Raw genomic sequence first — 19,115 nt, forward strand, 5'->3', positions numbered from 1 at the left:
GCAGACTTGAACAAGAACAGAAATAAGGAGTGATCATGGCAGAAATGACCATTGATCCCGCCGTGGTGCGCAAGGCGCTCGACCAGTTCGTCGAGTCCTACAAGCCGACGGACACCCCCACCCAGGAGGTGGGCTATGTCCGTACGGCCGGTGACGGCATTGCGCATGTGGAGGGACTGCCTGGTTGCATGGCCAACGAGCTGCTGACCTTCGAGGACGGCACGCTGGGACTGGCCTTCAACCTGGACGCCCGAGAGATCGGCGTGGTCATCCTGGGCGACTTCGCAGGTGTCGAAGAGGGCCAGGAAGTCCACAGGACCGGCGAGGTGCTTTCGGTGCCCGTCGGCGACGGTTATCTGGGGCGTACAGTCAACCCCCTGGGCGAACCCATCGACGGCTTGGGTGAAATCAAGAGCGAGGGCCGCAGAATCCTGGAGGCGCAGGCTCCCGATGTCATGCACAGGCATCCCGTCGACGAGCCCCTGGCCACTGGTATCAAGGCCATCGATGCTATGACTCCCATCGGCCGCGGTCAGCGTCAGCTGATCATCGGTGACCGGCAAACCGGCAAGACGGCTATCGCCATCGACACCATCATTAATCAGAAGCGCAACTGGGAGTCCGGAGACCCCAAGAAGCAGGTGCGGTGCATCTACGTGGCCATCGGCCAGAAGGGCACCACCATCGCTTCGGTTCGTTCCTCCCTGGAAGAGGCCGGCGCCATGGAGTACACCACCATCGTGGCCTCCCCGGCTTCCGATTCCGCAGGCTTCAAGTACATAGCCCCCTACACCGGTTCGGCCATCGGCCAGCACTGGATGTACGGCGGCAAGCACGTCCTGATCGTCTTTGACGACCTGAGCAAGCAGGCCGAGGCCTACCGGTCCATCTCCCTGCTGCTGCGTCGTCCGCCGGGGCGTGAGGCCTATCCTGGCGACGTCTTCTACCTGCATTCGCGTCTGCTGGAGCGCTGCGCGAAGCTCTCTGATGATCTGGGTGGCGGGTCCATGACCGGTCTGCCCATCATCGAGACCAAGGCCAATGATGTCTCGGCCTACATTCCGACCAACGTGATCTCCATCACCGACGGTCAGATCTTCCTGCAGTCCGACCTCTTCAACGCCAACCAGCGTCCTGCCGTCGATGTGGGCATCTCCGTCTCCCGAGTGGGTGGCGCCGCACAGACCAAGGCCCTGAAGAAGGTTTCCTCGACACTGAAGATCTCCCTGGCCCAGTACCGCTCTCTGCAGTCCTTCGCCATGTTCGCCTCGGATCTGGATGCGGCCTCCAAGGCCCAGCTGACCCGTGGCGCCAGGCTGACCGAGCTGCTCAAGCAGCCCCAGTTCACGCCCTACTCCATGGAGAAGCAGGTTGTTTCCGTCTGGATCGGCACCCACGGCAAGCTGGATGATCTGGATCTGGAGGACGTGCTGCCCTTCGAGTCCGGACTTCTGGACTATCTGGATCACAACACGGACATCCTCAAGACCATCCGTGACACGGAGGACTTCACTGACGATACCGAAAAGGCCCTGGACAAGGCCGTGGACGAGTTCGCCAAGACCTTCGTGACCCACAAGGGCCAGACTCTGGATGGCCACCAGGCCGACCAGGAGCAGGAACAACCGGTGGACGTCCAGCAGGAGAAGCTGGTGGCCGACGGCAAGAGCGGCGGCAAGGCCGGGAAGCGGTAGACCATGGCCTCACAACTCGCATTCAAGTCAAGGATCGCTTCCACTTCGGCATTGGAGAAGATTTTCAATGCCCAGGAGATGATAGCCTCCTCGCACATCGCCAAGGCCAGGACCGTGGCCATGGACGCGAAGCCTTACTCCGATGCGATCTTCGATGCAGTCCAGGCTCTGGTGGCCCACACGGACGACATCCGCCATCCCATTGTCAGGAAGGACGAGAAGAATCCGCGTGTGGCCGTGCTGGCGCTGACAGCCGACCGTGGCATGGCCGGGGCCTATACCTCCTCGGTCATCCGCGAGACGGAGTCGTTGCTGGCCCGTCTGGACCAACAGGGCCGACAGCCTCAGCTCTTCGTCTACGGTCGCCGCGGCGTCTCCTACTACCGCTACCGCAACCGCAGCATCGTCAAGACCTGGGAGGGCCACAGCGATCGGCCCGGTGTGGATGTAGCCAGGGAAATCTCCCAGGCACTGCTGGACACCTATATGACTCCAGCGGCCAAGGGAGGCGTCTCCGAGCTCTACATCGTCTTCACTGAATTCATCAACATGGTGGTGCAGAAGGTTCGGGTGCTGCGCATGCTGCCCCTGGAGCTGATCAGGCCTGACCAGGAGCAGCCCGAGGAGGCCATTGATGCCCCCGTGCCGGACGACGAGCATGGACGTCAGGGCGACCGCTACGCGGCCCTCTACGACTTTGAGCCCAGCCCCCAGGAGGTGCTGGATGCCGTTCTGCCCAAGTACATTCAGTCGCGCATCCATGAATGCTTGTTGACCTCGGCTGCCTCGGAGACCGCCAGCAGGCAGAACGCCATGCACACCGCTACTGACAATGCCAGGGGATTGATCGACGACCTGACCCGCAAGCTGAATGCCACCCGTCAGGCGGCCATCACGCAGGAACTTACCGAGATCGTCGGCAGCGCCGATGCGCTCAACAAAGAGGAAGAGTAGGAACGCCAATGGTTGCACAGCAAGAACAGCCGACCACAGCGAGCCGCAAGCCGGATTCGGCCTCCAAGGGGCGCGTCACCCGAGTCCAGGGTTCGGTCATCGATGTGGAGTTCCCGGCAGGTCATCTGCCGGACATCTACAATGCCCTGACCGTGGACCTGAGCAAGTCCTCGAACACCGAGGGCGAGTCGCTGACCACCATCATGCTGGAGGTGGAGCAGCACCTGGGTGATTCCACGGTCCGCACCGTGGCCCTGAAGCCCACCGACGGCCTGGTTCGTGGCGCCACCGTTACTGATACAGGCGGGCCCATCATGGTGCCCGTGGGCGACGTGACCAAGGGGCACGTCTTCGATGTGGCCGGCAACATCCTTAACAAGAAGGAGGGTGAGCAGATCAAGGTCACCGAGCGGTGGCCCATCCATCGCAACCCGCCTGCCTTCGATCAGCTGGAGTCCAAGACCCAGATGTTCGAAACCGGCATCAAGGTCATCGACCTGCTGACCCCCTATGTGGAGGGCGGCAAGATCGGTCTGTTCGGCGGCGCAGGCGTGGGCAAGACCGTGCTCATCCAGGAGATGATCCAGCGCGTGGCACAGAACCACGGCGGCGTCTCGGTCTTCGCAGGCGTGGGCGAGCGTACCCGTGAGGGCAACGACCTGATCGGCGAAATGGATGAAGCTGGGGTGCTGGAGAAGACCGCACTGGTCTTCGGCCAGATGGACGAGCCTCCGGGGACCCGTCTGCGTGTGCCCCTGACCGCCCTGACCATGTCGGAGTACTTCCGCGACGTGGAGAATCAGGATGTGTTGCTCTTCATCGACAACATCTTCCGGTTCACCCAGGCCGGTTCCGAGGTCTCCACCCTGCTGGGCCGCATGCCCTCGGCCGTGGGCTACCAGCCCAACCTGGCCGACGAGATGGGCGCCCTGCAGGAGAGGATCACCTCCACCAGGGGCCACTCCATCACCTCCCTGCAGGCCATCTACGTGCCGGCCGATGATTACACCGACCCGGCACCTGCGACCACCTTCGCCCACTTGGACGCCACCACCGAGCTCAGCCGTGACATCGCCTCCCAGGGCATCTATCCGGCTGTGGACCCGCTGGCATCCACCTCCAGGATTCTGGATCCGCGCTACGTGGGGCAGGCACATTACGACTGCGCCAACCGGGTCAAGGCCATCCTGCAGAGGAACAAGGAGCTCCAGGACATCATCGCCCTGATCGGCATCGACGAGCTGGGCGAGGAGGACAAGACCACCGTCAACCGCGCCCGCAAGATCGAGCAGTTCCTGGGCCAGAACTTCTACGTGGCCGAGAAGTTCACCGGTCGCAAGGGTTCCTACGTGCCTGCGGATGAGACCATCGAGGCCTTCACCCGCATCTGCGACGGCGCATACGACGACGTGCCCGAGCAGGCCTTCTCCGGCATCGGCGGCATCGACGACCTTGAGCACAAGTGGCACGATATGCAGAAGGAATACCGGTAATCATGGCGGACACGGGCAAGGCCTCCATGCAGGTCAACATCGTCTCGGCGGACAGGCCCATCTGGTCGGGTCAGGCGCGGTCGGTCACCGTGCCCGGCACCCAGGGGTCCATGGGCATCATGCCCGACCACGAACCGGTGCTGGCCCTGCTGCAGGAGGGCAACATCCGGGTTCAGGCCACCGATGGCGGTCGTCAGTCCTTCCATGTGGACAATGGATTCGCCTCCTTCGACAGCAACAAGCTGACTGTGGCCGTGGACCACTACCTGGAGGACGCTCATCAGGGACAGCAGTCCTGACCTCCTTCCTCTTCCGCCCGGCTGGTGCTCCTGCATTGGCTGGGCTTTTTTCTTTCTTCTTGGCCCGGAACAGCGGCTGATATATTGGCATCTGTGCGAATCATTGTTGCCGACTGCTCCGCCGAATACTCCGGGCGTCTCAACGCCAGCCTGCCGCCGGCCAGGCGCGTCCTGCTGATCAAGGCCGACATGAGTTGTCTGATCTTCTCGGAGCTGGGCTCCTACAAGCCCCTGAACTGGATGTGCGCCCCCTGCACCATCAGGGAGATCGAACCCGAGGAGGCAGGCAAAGACGGCGCGGGCACCAAGGCTGATCCCGTCGCCGGGACCGGACCGGATGAGGTAGCCGAAGCTGCTGCGCCCGATGCGCTGATCGCCCAGGAGCAGGATCAGGACCAGACTCGGCCTGTCCATAAGGTTCTGCGTGTTTCGGCCGTAAAATCCAGCGATGTGCTCACCATCAGGCTCTACCAGGTCTATGCCGACGACAGCTACGACCTGGGGACGGATCCGGGCTTGGTCAAGGACGGCGTGGAAGCGCATCTGCAGCGTTATCTGGCTGAACAGATCGACCGTATCGGCCCGGGAGCCACCCTGGTGCGCCGGGAGTATCCCACGCCCATCGGCCCAGTGGACATCATGGCCGTGGACGGCCAGGGGCGGCATGTGGCCATCGAGATCAAGCGGCATGGCGGCATTGACGGGGTGGAACAGCTGACCCGCTACTGCCGCCTGCTCAACCGCGACCCCCTGCTGGCCCCTGTCCGTGGAATCTTTGCGGCCCAGACCATCACCCCCCAGGCCAGAGTCCTTGCCGAGGACAGGGGATTCGAGTGTCTGATTCTGGACTACGAGGCCATGAAGGGCGCCGACAGCGATGAACTGACCCTCTTCTAAGGCAGTTTTCGGCCATAAATAACATGTATGTAAGATAGCTCACATATATGCTCTCTTAGATCCACAAGACTTGAAAGGCTACTAGATATTGGGGTTGACGGCCTGACACGCCACTACAAGTGGTATTGTGCTCGCGCCTGGGATTGTGTAGAGTGCAATCATCAGGTTCCAAGAAGAGGGCTATAGAGCTTGGAACATCACGGCTACATGTAAGGGAGAGGCGATTATGTCCATCACGGTCTACACCAAGGCGCACTGTCCCCAGTGTGATGCCACCAAGCGTCAGTTGACCAAGCAGGGGCTGGAATTCGAGCAGGTGGATTTGACCGAGGATCAGACCTTGATCGACCAGTTCATCGCCCAGGGATTCAAGCAGACCCCCATCGTAGTCACTGACCAGGAGACGTGGAGCGGGTATCGCCCCGATCTGATCAGGAAGGCAGCACAGAGCGCCAAGGTTTTTGCCTGATCAAGGCGCTCGGAGCCCGGTTCACGGATATGTGGACCGGGCTTTTTTGTTAGCTTGGTGAGCAGTAGGGTTGATCGAAAACACAGTGTGCGCCTACTTGGTTGGTAGATGCCAGGTAGGCAAGATCTGCAGGTATCGGCCAGTCTTTGCCGGCTAGGGCCACCCCGCCCGCACTGTCCAGTTGCTGTATGGCTCCAGTCTCATGATGAATCGCCGTCCGGGTGGTTGTGAGAGCGGATGATAACGCGGTATCCGGTATTCGTATATCGAAAAGCAAAGAAAGACGGCTCGCGTTCTCTAGGATTGTCGACTGTATGCCGCAGTGGGCGGGAAGCGGGCGAGCAGCAGTGAAGAGGAGACGATGAACAGGACGAAGGCAAGTAGGGAGGTGAGGGCATGAATTGGACTTTCATGGCGCAGAATCTGCACTTCTTCGTCAATGCGGCCTATGTAACGGTCTTCATCTCCTTCTTTGGCGTGGTGTTCTCCATGCTGATCGGGCTGGTCTGCGCCGGGTTGGAGGTCTTCAGGATCCCCCTGCTCTCGCAGTTGGCAAGGGTATATATCGAGCTGTCAAGAAACACCCCGCTCCTGGTTCAGCTCTACTTTCTCTATTTTGGGTTGCCCAAGCTCGGGGTCAACTGGAGCGCCCAGACTTGCGCCATCGTCGGGCTGGCCTTCCTGGGCGGTTCCTACATGGCCGAGGCCATGCGCGGTGGGTTCGAGGCTGTGCCTCAGGTGCAGATCGAGTCAGCCCGCGTCCTGGGATTCACGCGTGGGCAAACGCTGTCGAGGATCGTGCTGCCCCAGGCCCTGAGCAGCGCCATACCGGGCGTGGTAGCCAACATCATCTTCCTGATCAAGGAGTCCTCGGTGGTCTCGGCCATCGCTCTGGCCGATGTCATGTACGTCACCAAGGACCTCATGGGCACCTCCTACGACACCTACGAGTCGCTGACCCTGCTCATCGTCACCTACCTGGTCATCCTGCTGCCCATCTCCGTCATCGGAACCGTTCTTGAGCGGAGGTTCGACTATGCACGGCGTTGAGGTGCTCTTCCAGCCAGGGGTCATGCCCAGGCTCTTCCAGGGGCTCTGGGTGACCGTCTGGATAGCCGGCGTCTCGGTCCTGCTCTCCCTGCCCCTGGGGTTGGTAGTCGGGTGGCTGATGACCCGGCGCAACCGCCTGATCCGCTTCCTGATGAGGGTCTATCTGGATTTCATCCGCATCATGCCCCAGCTGGCCCTGCTCTTCATCGCCTTCTATGGGCTGTCCAAGGCATGGAACCTGAATCTGGATGCCACCGGTGCCTGCCTGCTGGTCTTCGTGCTCTGGGGTGGGGCCGAGCTGGGCGACCTGGTCCGCGGGGCCCTGGAGTCCATTCCCCGCACCCAGGTGGAGTCGGCCTACGTGCTGGGACTGAGTTCATGGCAGACCTTCTCCAGGATCATCCTTCCCCAGGCCCTGCGCCGACTGCTGCCGGCAAGCGTCAACCTGGCCACCAGGATCGTCAAGACCACCTCTCTGGCCGCCCTGCTGGGCGTCATCGAGGTCATCAAGGTAGGCCAGCAGATCATCGATGCCAACCGCTTCGCCTACCCCCAGGCGACCCTGTGGATCTACGGGGTGATCTTCTTCATGTATTTCTTCATCTGCTGGCCCCTGTCCCTGGTGGCCCGGCATCTGGAAAAGAGGTGGGCCCATGACTGAGGGGCAAACGACGGCGAATCAGCCACAGGATGACCAGGAGGAAGGGGCGGTGCTGACCGTCGAGCACCTGGTCAAGCAGTATCCGCAGGCGCAGAGCCCTGTGCTCAATGACATCTCCTTCCAGGTGCCCAAGGGCAAGGTCTTTGTGGTCCTGGGCCCCTCGGGCTCAGGCAAATCCACCCTGCTGCGGACCATAGCCGGATTGGAGCCCATACAGGGTGGCCGGATTCTTCTGGATGGTCAGGTGGTGGAGACCGGTCATCCCCTGGGTAAGCACAGCGGAGGTTCTGGCGGCCTGATGTCAGGCACCCGCAGCTCTGACCTGCGCACCAGGATCGGCATGGTCTTCCAGAGCTACGACCTCTTCCCCAACAGGACTGTTCTGGACAACGTGACCCTGGCGCCCGTCCTGGTCCAGAAGCGCAAGCGGGATCAGGCACGGCAGGAGGCTCTGGGGCTGCTGGACCGAGTGGGTCTGGCCGACCGTCGTGATGCCTGGCCTAGCCAGCTCTCGGGCGGTCAGCGGCAAAGGGTGGCCATCTGCCGGGCGCTCATCCTCCATCCCGAGATCATGCTCTTCGATGAGGTGACCGCGGCTCTGGATCCAGAGATGGTACGCGAGGTCCTCCAGGTCATTCTGGAGCTGGCCGACCAGGGGCTGACCATGATGATCGTCACCCATGAGATGGCCTTCGCCAGGGGCATTGCCGACCATATCGTCCTCCTGGATGGAGGCACCCTGGTCGAGCAGTCCGACGACCCGGAGGCCTTCTTCACTCACCCGGCCACTGACCGGGCCCAACGTTTCCTGTCCACCTTCACTTATGAGCGCAGGCGGGATCAGGAGCAGGATCAGAAGTCCTGATGAGGACTTCGCATATTCGTCCGGCGGCCTTCGCCGGAACCGTCCCCAGGGGCGGCCATAGGAAAGAGAACAGGAAAAGAGGGATCATGACCGCAAGGGTAATGAACCGATTGATACGGGCGGCGCTGGCCACGGGGGCGACGATCGCGATGATGGCTTCCATAGCGGCCTGCGGCCCTTCGGCGGCCACCCCCAGTGACGCTGGAAGCGGCTCGGCAAGCAACTCCGGCTCCTCGGCAGCATCCGGGTCTGCGCGCACTCCGGAGCAGATCACCAAGTCCGGGAAGCTCAAGGTGGCGGTCTTCACCGACAAGGCCCCATTCGGCTACGTGGACAAGGACGGCAAGAACCAGGGCTACGACGTGGTACTGGCCGAGCGCCTGGCCAAGGACCTGGGCGTCAAGCCCGAATACACCTCGGTGGACCCGGCCGCCCGTGTGGATGTGCTGTCCAGCAACAAGGTGGACGTGGTTCTGGCCAACTTCACCGTCACTGATGATCGCGCTCGCAAGGTGGACTTCGCCAAGCCCTATATGAAGGTCTTTCTGGGTGTGGTCTCCCCGGATTCAGCATTGATCAAAGATGTGAAGGATCTGGAGGGCAAGACTTTGATCATCGCCAAGGGGACAACGGCTGAGCCTTACTTCGAGCAGCACTACCCTAAGGTCAAGCTGCAGAAGTACGACCAGTACGCCGATGCCTACAACGCTCTGTTGGACCACCGTGGCGATGCTATGAGTACAGACAACACCGAGGTGCTGGCCTGGGCCAAGGCCAACAAGGGCTTCTCGGTGGGTATCACCAAGCTCGGGGACGAGGCGGTCATCGCCCCGGCTGTGCGCAAGGGGAACAAGCCCCTGCTGGACTACATCAACAAGGAGCTGGTCAAGCTGGGCCAGGAGCAGTTCTTCCATGAGGACTACCGCAAGACCCTGGAGCCGGTCTACGGCAGTGCGGCCAACCCCGACGAGATCGTAGTCGAAGGCGGCAAGGACTGAACTGGTCGTCTCGCTTATGACAGGGGCCCGTGCCCATCCAGTCGCATTTGGATGAGCACGGGCCCCTATTTGCCTGAGTTGGTGGATTGACAGGTCAGTAGGCGGCCAGGATGTCAACCACGAAAATCAGGGTCGAGTTGGCCGGGATCTTCTGCTGTTGCTGGCTGCCATAGCCCAGTTCGGGCGGAACTATCAGAAGAACCTGAGAGCCCACCGTCTGGCCGGCCAGACCCTGCTGCCAGCCCTTGACCACCTGGTCCAGGCTGAAGTCGCTGGCCTGCCCCCGGTCCCAGGAGGAGTCGAACTGCTTGCCGTCGGAGGCCAGCCAGCCGGTGTAGTTGGCGCTGACGCTCTGATGCTGGCCGACCTTGGCCCCCTTGCCTTTGATTAGGGGCTGGACGACCAGTCCTCCCTTGGGCTGGTAGCCGTTGAGATCCAGGGAGGGTTTGCCCTTGTTGTCAAGGCTGATCTTGGGCAGGTCGCTGGGCAGGTCGGTCACCTTCTGACCCTCGGCGCGGGTCAGGTTCTTGGACCGAGAGACGAAGGTCAAGGCCATGATATAGGAGCTGGTCGCCTGACTGCTGCTGCCGGAGCTTGACTCATCGATGCCCACGGCCACGGTGGAGTTGACCTTGAGGCCTTTGAAGGTGTCATAATATGCCGGGATGGATTTCTTGTTGATGACGATGGAGCACTCCGGGCTGCTCTTGTCCCAGGTGGAGTTGATCACCTTGCCGGTTTTTGCATCCAGGGCCAGGCTCCTGGTGCATACGCGATCCCCGTCGCGGATGACCTCGCCATCGCCCTTCTGGATGACCTGATGGGTCTGGTTCTCGACCTTGAAGGGAGTCTTGAAGCTGATGTCGGGCTTGCTGCCAGGTTTGCCGCTGGCTGATACGCCCTGCATGGTATCGCCCGAGTGCCCGTCCCCGTCAGAATTCCCGCCGCAGGCCGACAGTCCAAGGCATAGGGCCAGAGCGGTCATGGCGCCCAGCAGACGCTTGCTGCCTGATTGTTTTGCGATGATGGTCATAGAAGACCAGTTTAGGGCTTATGGGTGATTTCCCGGTGCCGGAAACCAGATCATAGGGAGCCGACGGTAGAATGTCGATAATATGGAGCAAGTACCCGAAGAAACCGATGAGATGACGCGGCCTGACAAGCCCTCGCGTCACAGCATGATCATGCGCGGCATCGTCACCCCCATCTTCGGACTGCTGGCTGTGGCCGCCATTGTGCTGGGCATTATGAACGCCACGGTCTGGAAGCCTTCGGCCCACGTGGATGCGCATGCGCGTACGAAGGCAGCCTATGTGGTGACCGATCCAGGTGTGCTTCCCTTGGTGGACAGCAGGGTGACCATGCGTGTGGATGCGGCTTCTACCGGGGCCTCCGGGTCCACAGCGCATAAGTCGCAGAAGCCGACCATCTGCATGGCCCTGACCACGGCTAAAGATGCGGCCGGCTGGACGGCCGGGCAGGATGTGGCCCGGGTGCGTGGCCTGGATGATTGGCAGACCCTCTCCGTTGGCAGGGACACCAGCCCAGGCAAGGCCGTCAAACATGATCAGGGCGTGGCCTTTCAGGATTCGGACATGTGGAAACAGGTTGCCTGTTCTGACAGCAGCGTGTCGATGTCTCTGAAGACTGACGACCCGCAGGCCGTCCTGCTGGTGGCGGTCCCCCAGGGCTCCCGTTCCCTGGGGCTGGAGATGCTCTGGCAGCGGGACAAGCTGCCTAATTTTGCCATGCCCTTCTACTTCGCCGGTGGGCTGCTGGCCCTGCTGGCCGTTCTTTCGGCTACGGTCTTCGCCATGGAGCCGGCCAAGCGCCGCAAGCAGTCCGAGCCCGAGCAGGAGTCTGAGGAAACTCCCGAGGTCAGTGTGGCCCAGGCCCTGGGAAGCGCCATTCTGCCTGGGCTTGGGCAACGGCGTAGCTCGACCTCGGGTCGGCGTCGGCGTCATGCCCGCGGCCAGGCGCGACAGGGGGATCCAGGTCCCCCGCCCAGGCCGCCCGTGGTGATTGATCCGCGCAATCGGAATCTGGTCGCCGACCAACAGGAAGATAGTGACGGCCGCACTATCAGCGGTGATCGGGGAGCCGACGATGTATCGTCCACCAGGGTCATCAGCAGCCAGGAGATGGCCTCTTACCTGGCCAGGCTTGCCCACGAAGGGGAGGAGGAGCGCCGATGAGTATGAATAAGCCGATGAACAAGGTGGCGGCTGCAGCGGCACTGGCCTTGATCTTGATCCTCCTGCCTGGACTGTCTGCCTGCGAGGGGCAGGTTCCCCAAGCTCGCCGGACCGAGCCTCAGAGCACCGCGACCACCGCCCCTGAGCCCAATCTGACCCCTGCCCAGGAGGCCCGCATACGCAAGAGCATCGGGGCTGTTCTGGACCAGGCCAACGAGGCCAAGGATCCGGCCGGGCTGGATCAGCGGGTCAGCGGCCCCCAGCTGGAGATCCGCACCAGCGAACTGACCATTGCCCAGGCCACCGGGCAGCTGGATCCCAAGACGACCATCCCTACCACCATCGCTCAGACGGTCATCCCCGGCGATCCGGGCTGGCCGCGCTCGGTCTTTTCGATTACCACCACCACACAGGATCAGCAGTCCAAGCGCCTCTTGGTTCTGGACCAGGAGTCCGCCCATGAGAACTACAAGCTCTGGGGGGTGGCCCGGCTCTTCCAGGGGGCCCAGCTGCCCAAGTTCCCGGTGGCCACCATTGGCGCCAGGATGGGGCAGGGCGACGATCAGGGTCTCAAGGCTACGCCGGTGGAGGCCGTGCGCCGTTATGCCGACCTCCTGCAGAATCCCCAGGGCAGCAAGTATGCCAAGGAGTTCGCCCAGGATGACTTCCGCAACTCTTTGGGCACGCTGACTCAGGTGGTTCAGCAGGGGATCGAAGCCAACAAGGGCAGCCAGTCGCAGACCTTCACCCCGGCACAAGGGCAGCTGCGGGTCATGCACTCCTCCGATGGAGGCGATCTGGTCGTGGCCCGGATCGATTCGGTCTGGATCAGGCAGGCGGGTGAGGGCCGCGAGTCCTCGCCGGCCTCGGATGCCGAGAAGGCCCTCTTCGGACAGGGCAAGCCCACAAGCACCATGAAGGTCACCTACGTCAACGTGATCGCCCTTTATATACCTTCAGCGGACTCGCATGAGCCCATCAGGGCCGTGGGCGCCGAGCGTGAACCCATCAAGGTGGAAGCGGTCTGAAGGGCGGGATTGCGCTGGGTGAACGCCCGATCCGTGGACTAGATTGGCTTCCAGGAGTATGCAATCGAGGGCGGGCCGAAGCTGCAGTCGGCAGCCGCCAGGTTTAGGAGGACTGACATGGCGAACAAGAACGGGCAGGGGCAGCCGGGTGTCTCGCTGGCAGGAGCGGTCGACCTGGGCGCGCTCAAGCATCAGGTCGATGCTCAGCCAGGCCAGCAGGGAGGCGCACCCGCTGCCGGCGGCTACGTGATCGATACCACGGAGGCCAGCTTCCAGGCTATGGTTCAGACCTCAGCTACCTTCCCCATTCTGGTCCTGCTCTGGGTCCCCACCGACGACCGTCTCTTCCCCCTGGCCACCCGTTTGGCCCAGGCCGTCAATGCCCAGGAGGGGCGCATTCAGCTCTCCCGCATCGACATCGCCTCCAATCCGCAGATCGCCCAGACCTTCCAGGTGCAGGGCGCGCCGGCCCTCTTTGCCCTGCTGGCAGGCCGACCCATGCCAATCCTGCAGGGGCTGCCCACCGATGAGGAGATGAACCAGATCACCGATCAGCTCATCCCGCAGGTGGTTCAGATGGCGCAGAAGGCCGGCATCACCGGCAGTGCCCCCTACCAGGAGACCAACGACCAGGGCCAAGATGAGCAAACCGGCCAGGCGGCGGCTGATGCCATCCCTCCTGCCCATCAAGAGGCCCACCGGCTGGCTCAGGAGGGCGACTATGCAGCTGCGGCCGAAGCCTATGGCAAGCTGGTCCAGGCCGACGCGACCGACGATCTGGCCAAGCGGGAACAGGCCAAGTGCCTGCTGATGGCCCGTTCAGCCACGGCCGATGTTCGCAAGGTCCGTCAGGCGGCTGCCGATGCCCCTGACGACCTGCAGGCCCAGTTGGATGTGGCCGATGTGGATATGATCGGCGGCCAGATCCAGGATGCCTTCGATCGCCTGCTGGACTTTCTGGCCGGGCACCGGGATCAGACCGATCCCATCCGCCGCCGTCTGCTGGAGTACTTCGTCATTCCTGAGCCGACCGATCCTCGGCTGGCCAAGGCCCGCCGCCGTCTTTCCACGCTGATGTACTGAACCGCTCCTGGGTCAGGAATCTCGGTTTTGGTCGAAGTTGGTCAGGAAGCGCGGTCCGCTGGCTTTCAGCTCCCGGTCGAAGTTGGTCGCCCAGTCGCCGAAGGGATGGTCGGCCAGCCCATCGTTGGAGAATCTTGGGTCATCGGTGATCTCCGTGGCGCAAAAATCGGGAATGGTCAGGTCGGTCACTGGCCCGGTCCGCTCCACCTCGGCCACCACCAAGGGTGCGTTTCCGTCCCCAAAGACATCCAGGTTCCACCAGTCCTCGTCCAGCCAGACTCCATACCGGTTCTTGACGATGGGAATGCCGCCTCGCAGGATCAGCTCCAGGGCGATGCCCGGATCGATGGCCCTTTCGGCCTCGTAGCGTGTGCCGCCGACGGAAGGTCCCTTGGCGGTCATTGAGGCAGCCTCGAAGTGGTCGCCTTCCTCAAGCAGGGTGTGGAGGGCATCGGTTCGGGTCGTCATGGGCACCACCGGGTCCACCTGGCCCTGCAGACGCACACGCAGGGCGAAGTTGTCCTCATGTACGTAGTAGCTCTGTACGATCAGGGTAGGTCGACTCTCCCCGAGCAGCTCCCGGGGAAGGTTTCGGCAGAAGAATCTGCGTTCGAACTCGAAATCATCCTCGTTCTCGTCCTCATTCATGGCCATGCATCCCATGGTACGGTAGGCCGGGTGCGGCCACCATTTGCCGTCCACAGCCCATTCGAGTTGTCCAGGTATGTGAAGGTCGCTTGTGATGGCCGGGTGAAGGAACTAGAGTGTGAATCATCCCGAGAGAAGATCATCCGGGAATGTTGGCGGCTTCGCGCCACCGCATGAGGATGCAATGGCGCAACCGGGGCGGTGACACGAAGCCATGCCATCACAATACCTACGAAACGCCTGAAATCTTGGGGCAACACGCCGGGAACAGGGGGAGCTGGACCGACACGTGAGGACGCGCATGGGTGCGAAAATGCGCAAAGTGTCCTAGTATGGTCTCTGTTGTCCACTGGAAAGTGGCTGTCGGGTTCGTAGCTCAGCGGATAGAGCGTCTGTCTCCGGAACAGAAGGTCGAGGGTTCGAATCCCTTCGAGCCCACCAAGATGAAATCCTTGCGGTCAAAGGCACAGGTTTTTTTATATATGACTCCCGTCTGTCATTATGTCCGGGATTATGATCATGGCACTCACTGGATGAAATAAGCGCATGCGATACGTCACGATATGTGTGGTGAATCACTAAGCTTTTGAGGAACATGACCCTTGGCCCGCTTGTGTCCTCGTTCTCAGGTGCCATAGTGAAAGGGTAAGACCGAACGTCGGGGAGGACCGACGCTTCCGCGTTGTGGCGGAGCCTCCTTTCCCCGGTGAAGCAAAGGAGTTCACATGGCCAATCGAATCAATGCAGGGGATGCTGTCCTTCACGTTCTGGAGCAGTGGGGGGTGCCGCGCATCTATGGCCTGCCCGGCGGTTCCTTCGACTCCATGATGAACGCCATCCACAACGAGCGCGAGCGCATCGACTTCATCCAGGTCCGTCATGAGGAGGCCGGGGCCCTGGCCGCCGCCGGTGAGGCCAAGCTGACCGGTCGGATTGGTGTCTGCTTCGGCTCGTCGGGTCCCGGGGCGGTCCACCTGCTCAACGGCCTCTACGATGCCCGTGAGGACGGTGTGCCGGTGCTGGCCCTGGTGGGCGAGGTGCCGCAGGCCTTTATGAACATGGACTTCTTCCAGGCCATGGACGAGGTGCCTATCTTTACCGATGTGGCCGTATTCGCTCGGGCTGCCACCAACGCCCAGGGGCTGCCGGCCCTGGTGGACGAGGCCATCCGCCGCGCCTATGCCAACCACGGGGTTTCTGTAGTCATCATTCCCAAGGATCTGGCCTGGGCTGAGATCGATGACCGCCCGGTGGCATCTGCGCCTAACTTCCGCAAGCCGGAGCCTCTGAAGCCCGCGGCCGACCAGGTCAGCAAGGCGGTGGAGATCATTCAGTCCGCCAAGGCGCCGCTGCTCTACTTCGGCCAGGGCGCTGCCGGGGCCCGTGATGAACTGGTCGCCATGTCCGAGCGCTTCAAGATGCCCATGGTCTCCACCTTCCCGGCCAAGGGGATCGTGGAGGACACCTATCCTGCCTACCTGCAGTCGGCCGGCCGTGTGGCCACCAAGACCGCTACGGAGGCCATCTACACCTCGGATCTGACGGTCTGGGTGGGTTCGGACAACCCCTTCGGATCCATGTTCGTCACTCCCAACACCAAGGTCATCCAGATCGATCTGAATCCGGCCAAGCTGGGCAAGCGCTTCCAGGCCAATGTGGTCCTGGCCATCCAGGCCGATGCCCGCGAGGCACTCAAGGCTATAACCGCCGCCGGCCAGGACCAGGAGGAGTCCGTCTTCTACAGGGCCTGCCTGCGCAGCAAGGAGAACTGGGACCAGTGGCTGGCCTCCTTCAACGAGGACACCCGCACGCCCCTGAGGCCCGAGCCTGTCTTCCACGTCATCGATCAGCAGCTTGAGGACAATGACATTGTCATCCCCGACGTGGGCAATGTGGACATCGACTTCCTGCGTCTGCTGCATCTGAAGCCCACCAACCGCTGGACCGTCTCCGGCAAGCACGCCACCATGGGCTACGCCGTGCCGGCCGCCTTGGCTGCCAAGCTGGAGCATCCGGAATCGACTGTTTACTCCCTGAGCGGCGACGGCGGATTCGCCATGCTCGGCGAGGAGGTACTGGCCCAGCTCAAGTACCATGCCCCGGTCATCAACGTGGTCTTCTCCAACCAGTCCTTGGGCTACATCGAGGCCGAGCAGCGCGACGACAGCCATCAGCCCCTGAGCGGGGTGGACCTGCCCGACACCGACTGGGCCAAGGTCGGCGAGGGCATGGGTGCCTTGGGCTTCACCGTGCGCACAGTGGACGATGCCCGTCACGCCTTCTCCGAGGCTCGTAAGGCCGACAGGTCTTCGGTCATCGACATCAAGCTGACGAAGGCCAGCCCTCTGGACACCCGTTACATGCGGTTCCCGGAGACCTGCTCGGATCCGGACCAGGTCGAGCAATTCGTCAAGACCTACGAGGCTGGCGATCTACGCTCCCTGGCCTACTGGATGGGTCAGGAGGCTCGCAAGGGCTGAGACGGGTACCGCTTGCGCCGGGCGGGCACTCCTATAGTGGACGGTGTCCGCCCGGGGCTTCGGCCCGGCATGGGTGCGGCGGACCTGAAGAAAGGACGGATCCATGGAAGATGGACCAGAAGAGATCGGTACGCCATATGCGCCTCAGGCTTTGGGGGCTTACAGTCAGGCTGTGAAGGCCGGGGGCTTTGTCTTTGTCTCCGGACAGCTGGGCATCGACCCGGACACCGGCGATCTGGTGGAGGGCACTGCGGCTGATCAGGCCACCCAGGCCCTGAAGAATGTCAAGAACATCCTGGATGCAGCCGGCAGCGGTATGGAAAAGGTGGTCAAGGCCACTGTTCTTATGCGGCGGGTTGAGGATTTCACCCAGGTGGACCAGGCCTACTCCCAGGTTTTCATCGGTTCGGTGCGGCCGGCCCGCGTGGCTTTCGGTGGCGCGGACATCCCCAAGGGGGCCTTGGTCGAGATCGAGGTTGTAGCTCTGGCCTGAGACAGGCCGGCTGCTGGTCGTCGCCGTCGCTAGACTTGGGGGCATGAGTCCTGAAGCACTTGCCCGTATCATCTCTTCGACCGCCGTCCAGATGGCCCAGTCAGGCCGCTTGGGAAGCCTGGAGCCCGACATGGTTCCTGATGCCGACCATCTGGCGGTCATGCGCCCCAAGGATCGCTCCCACGGGGACTGGTCCACCAACATCGCCATGCAGCTGGCCAAGAAGGCCGGCATGAGGCCTGTGGAACTGGGGCAGGCCCTGGCCGAGGCCCTGCGAGAGGCCGACGGGATCGCCCAGGTGGATGTGGCCGGCCCAGGCTTCATCAACATAACCCTGGATTCGGCCTCGGCGGCTGCTGTGGTCGATGCGGTCCTGGAGGCGGGCTCCGCCTACGGAAGCAACGATCACCTGAGCGGGCGCACGCTCAATCTGGAATTCGTCTCGGCAAACCCCACGGGTCCCATCCATATCGGCGGCACGCGGTGGGCGGCCGTGGGCGACTCCATGGCCCGGGTCCTGGAGGCCAACGGCGCCAAGGTGGTCAGGGAGTATTACTTCAACGATCACGGCACGCAGATCGACCGCTTCTCCCGCTCACTGGTGGCGGCGGCCCACGGCGAGCCCGTGCCTGCTGACGGCTACAAGGGCTCCTACATTGATGAGATCGCCTCACGGGTGGTCAAGGAGGCCGCCGACCAGGGGCAGGACATCCTGGCCATGCCCAGGGTGCGCGACGAGGACGGCGCCGAGGGGGACAGCCCCCAGCGCGAGGCCTTCCGTACGCGGGCTGTGCCCATGATGTTCGCCGAGATCCAGCAGTCCATGCGTGACTTCCGGGTCAATTTCGATGTCTGGTTCCATGAGAACAGCCTGTATGAGTCCGGCCAGGTGGACCGGGCCATTGACGAACTGCGGGCCAAGGGCGACATCTTCGAGAAGGACGGGGCTACCTGGTTCCGCTCCACAACCTACGGCGACGACAAGGACCGGGTGATCATCAAGTCCGACGGCCACGCAGCCTATGTGGCGGCCGACATCGCCTACTATCTGAATAAGCGGCGCAGGCCCAAGGATCCCTGCGACGAGGCCATCTACATGCTGGGTGCCGACCATCACGGCTACATCGGCCGGATGATGGCCATCTGCGCGGCCTTCGGGGACACCCCTGGTGTGAACATGCAGATCCTGATCGGCCAGCTGGTCAACGTCATCAAGGACGGTCAGGCCGTGCGCATGAGCAAGCGGGCAGGCAACGTGGTCACCATCGACGATCTGGTGGATGCCGTGGGTGTGGATGCCGCCCGGTACTCCCTGGCCCGCACCGACTACAACCAGAGCGTGGACATCGACCTGGACCTGCTGGCCTCGCACACCAATGACAACCCCGTCTACTACGTGCAGTATGCGCACGCCCGCTCGAAAAATGTGGATCGGAACGCAGCCCAGGCTGGCATCGACCCGTCCGCGGCCGACCTGTCCCTGCTGGACACTGCCGCCGATAACGAGGTTCTGGGCATCCTGGCCCTCTATCCCAACGTGGTTCAGACTGCCGGCGACCAGAAGGCCCCCCACCGGGTGGCCCACTACCTGGAGCAGCTGGCGGGGGTCTATCACCGCTGGTACAACCTGGAGCGCGTGGTGCCCATGGAGCCGACCGGCCGTGAGGATCTGGATCAGGACGAGGATAGGAATCCACAGCCGGCCCGGGCAGCGGCGCGTCTGAGGCTCAATGATGCCGTGCAGCAGGTCATCGCCAACGGTCTGGGGCTGCTGGGCGTCCAGGCTCCGGACCGTATGTAAACCCTTA

Annotated in this window: 18 protein-coding genes and 1 tRNA gene; 17 read left to right on the plus strand and 2 right to left on the minus strand. The window is 62.4% G+C overall.

Annotated elements, in window-relative coordinates:
- The first annotated feature begins 35 nt into the window (after positions 1 to 35).
- The 10 genes from atpA to CI601_RS08130 all read left to right on the plus strand — a co-directional run bounded on the left by atpA (position 36) and on the right by CI601_RS08130 (position 9,380).
- Positions 36 to 1,694 carry a F0F1 ATP synthase subunit alpha gene (gene atpA / locus CI601_RS08085; protein WP_121915022.1) on the plus strand — a complete coding sequence of 553 codons (1,659 nt, stop codon included), beginning with the start codon at positions 36 to 38 and terminating at the stop codon, positions 1,692 to 1,694.
- A 3-nt stretch (positions 1,695 to 1,697) separates the two neighbouring features.
- A complete protein-coding gene (locus tag CI601_RS08090) occupies positions 1,698 to 2,648 on the plus strand; it encodes a F0F1 ATP synthase subunit gamma (protein WP_024626878.1) in 951 nt (316 codons plus the stop codon).
- 8 nt (positions 2,649 to 2,656) lie between these two features.
- Positions 2,657 to 4,141 carry a F0F1 ATP synthase subunit beta gene (gene atpD / locus CI601_RS08095; protein ID WP_024626877.1) on the plus strand — a complete coding sequence of 495 codons (1,485 nt, stop codon included), beginning with the start codon at positions 2,657 to 2,659 and terminating at the stop codon, positions 4,139 to 4,141.
- 2 nt (positions 4,142 to 4,143) lie between these two features.
- Positions 4,144 to 4,440, plus strand: coding sequence for a F0F1 ATP synthase subunit epsilon (locus tag CI601_RS08100; RefSeq protein WP_121915023.1), 297 nt, complete (start codon positions 4,144 to 4,146; stop codon positions 4,438 to 4,440).
- A gap of 93 nt (positions 4,441 to 4,533) precedes the next feature.
- Positions 4,534 to 5,337 (plus strand): endonuclease NucS, encoded by an 804-nt coding sequence (gene nucS, locus CI601_RS08105; RefSeq protein ID WP_121915024.1) that lies wholly within the window; start codon positions 4,534 to 4,536, stop codon positions 5,335 to 5,337.
- 226 nt (positions 5,338 to 5,563) lie between these two features.
- Positions 5,564 to 5,806, plus strand: a complete 243-nt coding sequence (gene nrdH, locus CI601_RS08110; RefSeq protein WP_024626874.1) for a glutaredoxin-like protein NrdH — start codon at positions 5,564 to 5,566, stop codon at positions 5,804 to 5,806.
- Between the two features lie 396 nt (positions 5,807 to 6,202).
- The gene (locus tag CI601_RS08115) at positions 6,203 to 6,856 is read left to right on the plus strand and encodes an amino acid ABC transporter permease (RefSeq protein ID WP_121915025.1); all 654 of its coding nucleotides are present in this window, start codon (positions 6,203 to 6,205) and stop codon (positions 6,854 to 6,856) included.
- On the plus strand, positions 6,843 to 7,517 hold the full coding sequence (locus tag CI601_RS08120) for an amino acid ABC transporter permease (protein WP_121915026.1): 675 nt from the start codon (positions 6,843 to 6,845) through the stop codon (positions 7,515 to 7,517). Before CI601_RS08115 ends, CI601_RS08120 begins: the two co-directional genes overlap by 14 nt.
- The gene (locus tag CI601_RS08125) at positions 7,510 to 8,382 is read left to right on the plus strand and encodes an amino acid ABC transporter ATP-binding protein (RefSeq protein WP_121915027.1); all 873 of its coding nucleotides are present in this window, start codon (positions 7,510 to 7,512) and stop codon (positions 8,380 to 8,382) included. Before CI601_RS08120 ends, CI601_RS08125 begins: the two co-directional genes overlap by 8 nt.
- A gap of 86 nt (positions 8,383 to 8,468) precedes the next feature.
- Positions 8,469 to 9,380 (plus strand): cysteine ABC transporter substrate-binding protein, encoded by a 912-nt coding sequence (locus CI601_RS08130; protein ID WP_024626870.1) that lies wholly within the window; start codon positions 8,469 to 8,471, stop codon positions 9,378 to 9,380.
- Between the two features lie 94 nt (positions 9,381 to 9,474).
- Here CI601_RS08130 and CI601_RS08135 read toward each other — a convergent pair whose 3' ends face one another.
- Entirely contained in the window at positions 9,475 to 10,413 is a 939-nt protein-coding gene (locus CI601_RS08135) for an FKBP-type peptidyl-prolyl cis-trans isomerase (RefSeq protein ID WP_183129816.1), read from the minus strand.
- An 82-nt stretch (positions 10,414 to 10,495) separates the two neighbouring features.
- Between CI601_RS08135 and CI601_RS08140 the strand changes: the two genes are divergently transcribed.
- The 3 genes from CI601_RS08140 to CI601_RS08150 all read left to right on the plus strand — a co-directional run bounded on the left by CI601_RS08140 (position 10,496) and on the right by CI601_RS08150 (position 13,686).
- Entirely contained in the window at positions 10,496 to 11,575 is a 1,080-nt protein-coding gene (locus CI601_RS08140) for a hypothetical protein (protein WP_147437948.1), read from the plus strand.
- Positions 11,572 to 12,603, plus strand: coding sequence for a hypothetical protein (locus CI601_RS08145; protein ID WP_395948012.1), 1,032 nt, complete (start codon positions 11,572 to 11,574; stop codon positions 12,601 to 12,603). Before CI601_RS08140 ends, CI601_RS08145 begins: the two co-directional genes overlap by 4 nt.
- Before the next feature lie 117 nt (positions 12,604 to 12,720).
- Positions 12,721 to 13,686, plus strand: a complete 966-nt coding sequence (locus tag CI601_RS08150; RefSeq protein ID WP_121915030.1) for a tetratricopeptide repeat protein — start codon at positions 12,721 to 12,723, stop codon at positions 13,684 to 13,686.
- Between the two features lie 12 nt (positions 13,687 to 13,698).
- Here the strand turns inward: CI601_RS08150 and CI601_RS08155 are convergent, their stop codons facing one another.
- Entirely contained in the window at positions 13,699 to 14,340 is a 642-nt protein-coding gene (locus CI601_RS08155; protein ID WP_024626865.1) for a hypothetical protein, read from the minus strand.
- Positions 14,341 to 14,699: 359 nt separating this feature from the next.
- Here CI601_RS08155 and CI601_RS08160 point away from each other — a divergent pair.
- The 4 genes from CI601_RS08160 (at position 14,700) to argS (ending at position 19,108) form a co-directional block, all read left to right on the plus strand.
- Positions 14,700 to 14,775: transfer RNA gene (locus CI601_RS08160), tRNA-Arg, on the plus strand.
- Positions 14,776 to 15,059: 284 nt separating this feature from the next.
- Positions 15,060 to 16,814: a pyruvate oxidase gene (gene spxB, locus CI601_RS08165; protein ID WP_121915032.1), complete on the plus strand. Its 1,755-nt coding sequence runs from the start codon at positions 15,060 to 15,062 to the stop codon at positions 16,812 to 16,814.
- A 103-nt stretch (positions 16,815 to 16,917) separates the two neighbouring features.
- On the plus strand, positions 16,918 to 17,307 hold the full coding sequence (locus CI601_RS08170) for a Rid family detoxifying hydrolase (RefSeq protein ID WP_024626863.1): 390 nt from the start codon (positions 16,918 to 16,920) through the stop codon (positions 17,305 to 17,307).
- A gap of 43 nt (positions 17,308 to 17,350) precedes the next feature.
- Positions 17,351 to 19,108 carry an arginine--tRNA ligase gene (gene argS / locus CI601_RS08175; RefSeq protein WP_121915033.1) on the plus strand — a complete coding sequence of 586 codons (1,758 nt, stop codon included), beginning with the start codon at positions 17,351 to 17,353 and terminating at the stop codon, positions 19,106 to 19,108.
- Positions 19,109 to 19,115: the final 7 nt, after the last annotated feature.

Origin of the sequence: Bifidobacterium sp. wkB344, from assembly GCF_003688305.1 — a bacterium.
In the GTDB taxonomy this organism is placed as follows: domain Bacteria; phylum Actinomycetota; class Actinomycetes; order Actinomycetales; family Bifidobacteriaceae; genus Bombiscardovia; species Bombiscardovia mizhiensis.

What these genes read in the sequence shown, in the direction of transcription:
- CI601_RS08150 (WP_121915030.1), top strand. Translation starts at nt 12,721, where the DNA reads ATGGCGAACAAGAACGGGCAGGGGCAGCCGGGTGTCTCGCTGGCAGGA.
- nrdH (WP_024626874.1), top strand. Translation starts at nt 5,564, where the DNA reads ATGTCCATCACGGTCTACACCAAGGCGCACTGTCCCCAGTGTGATGCC.
- CI601_RS08100 (WP_121915023.1), top strand. Translation starts at nt 4,144, where the DNA reads ATGGCGGACACGGGCAAGGCCTCCATGCAGGTCAACATCGTCTCGGCG.
- CI601_RS08130 (WP_024626870.1), top strand. Translation starts at nt 8,469, where the DNA reads ATGACCGCAAGGGTAATGAACCGATTGATACGGGCGGCGCTGGCCACG.
- CI601_RS08145 (WP_395948012.1), top strand. Translation starts at nt 11,572, where the DNA reads ATGAGTATGAATAAGCCGATGAACAAGGTGGCGGCTGCAGCGGCACTG.
- CI601_RS08135 (WP_183129816.1), bottom strand. Translation starts at nt 10,413, where the DNA reads ATGACCATCATCGCAAAACAATCAGGCAGCAAGCGTCTGCTGGGCGCC.
- spxB (WP_121915032.1), top strand. Translation starts at nt 15,060, where the DNA reads ATGGCCAATCGAATCAATGCAGGGGATGCTGTCCTTCACGTTCTGGAG.
- CI601_RS08125 (WP_121915027.1), top strand. Translation starts at nt 7,510, where the DNA reads ATGACTGAGGGGCAAACGACGGCGAATCAGCCACAGGATGACCAGGAG.
- atpD (WP_024626877.1), top strand. Translation starts at nt 2,657, where the DNA reads ATGGTTGCACAGCAAGAACAGCCGACCACAGCGAGCCGCAAGCCGGAT.
- CI601_RS08170 (WP_024626863.1), top strand. Translation starts at nt 16,918, where the DNA reads ATGGAAGATGGACCAGAAGAGATCGGTACGCCATATGCGCCTCAGGCT.
- CI601_RS08090 (WP_024626878.1), top strand. Translation starts at nt 1,698, where the DNA reads ATGGCCTCACAACTCGCATTCAAGTCAAGGATCGCTTCCACTTCGGCA.
- atpA (WP_121915022.1), top strand. Translation starts at nt 36, where the DNA reads ATGGCAGAAATGACCATTGATCCCGCCGTGGTGCGCAAGGCGCTCGAC.
- CI601_RS08115 (WP_121915025.1), top strand. Translation starts at nt 6,203, where the DNA reads ATGAATTGGACTTTCATGGCGCAGAATCTGCACTTCTTCGTCAATGCG.
- CI601_RS08140 (WP_147437948.1), top strand. Translation starts at nt 10,496, where the DNA reads ATGGAGCAAGTACCCGAAGAAACCGATGAGATGACGCGGCCTGACAAG.
- CI601_RS08120 (WP_121915026.1), top strand. Translation starts at nt 6,843, where the DNA reads ATGCACGGCGTTGAGGTGCTCTTCCAGCCAGGGGTCATGCCCAGGCTC.
- CI601_RS08155 (WP_024626865.1), bottom strand. Translation starts at nt 14,340, where the DNA reads ATGGCCATGAATGAGGACGAGAACGAGGATGATTTCGAGTTCGAACGC.
- argS (WP_121915033.1), top strand. Translation starts at nt 17,351, where the DNA reads ATGAGTCCTGAAGCACTTGCCCGTATCATCTCTTCGACCGCCGTCCAG.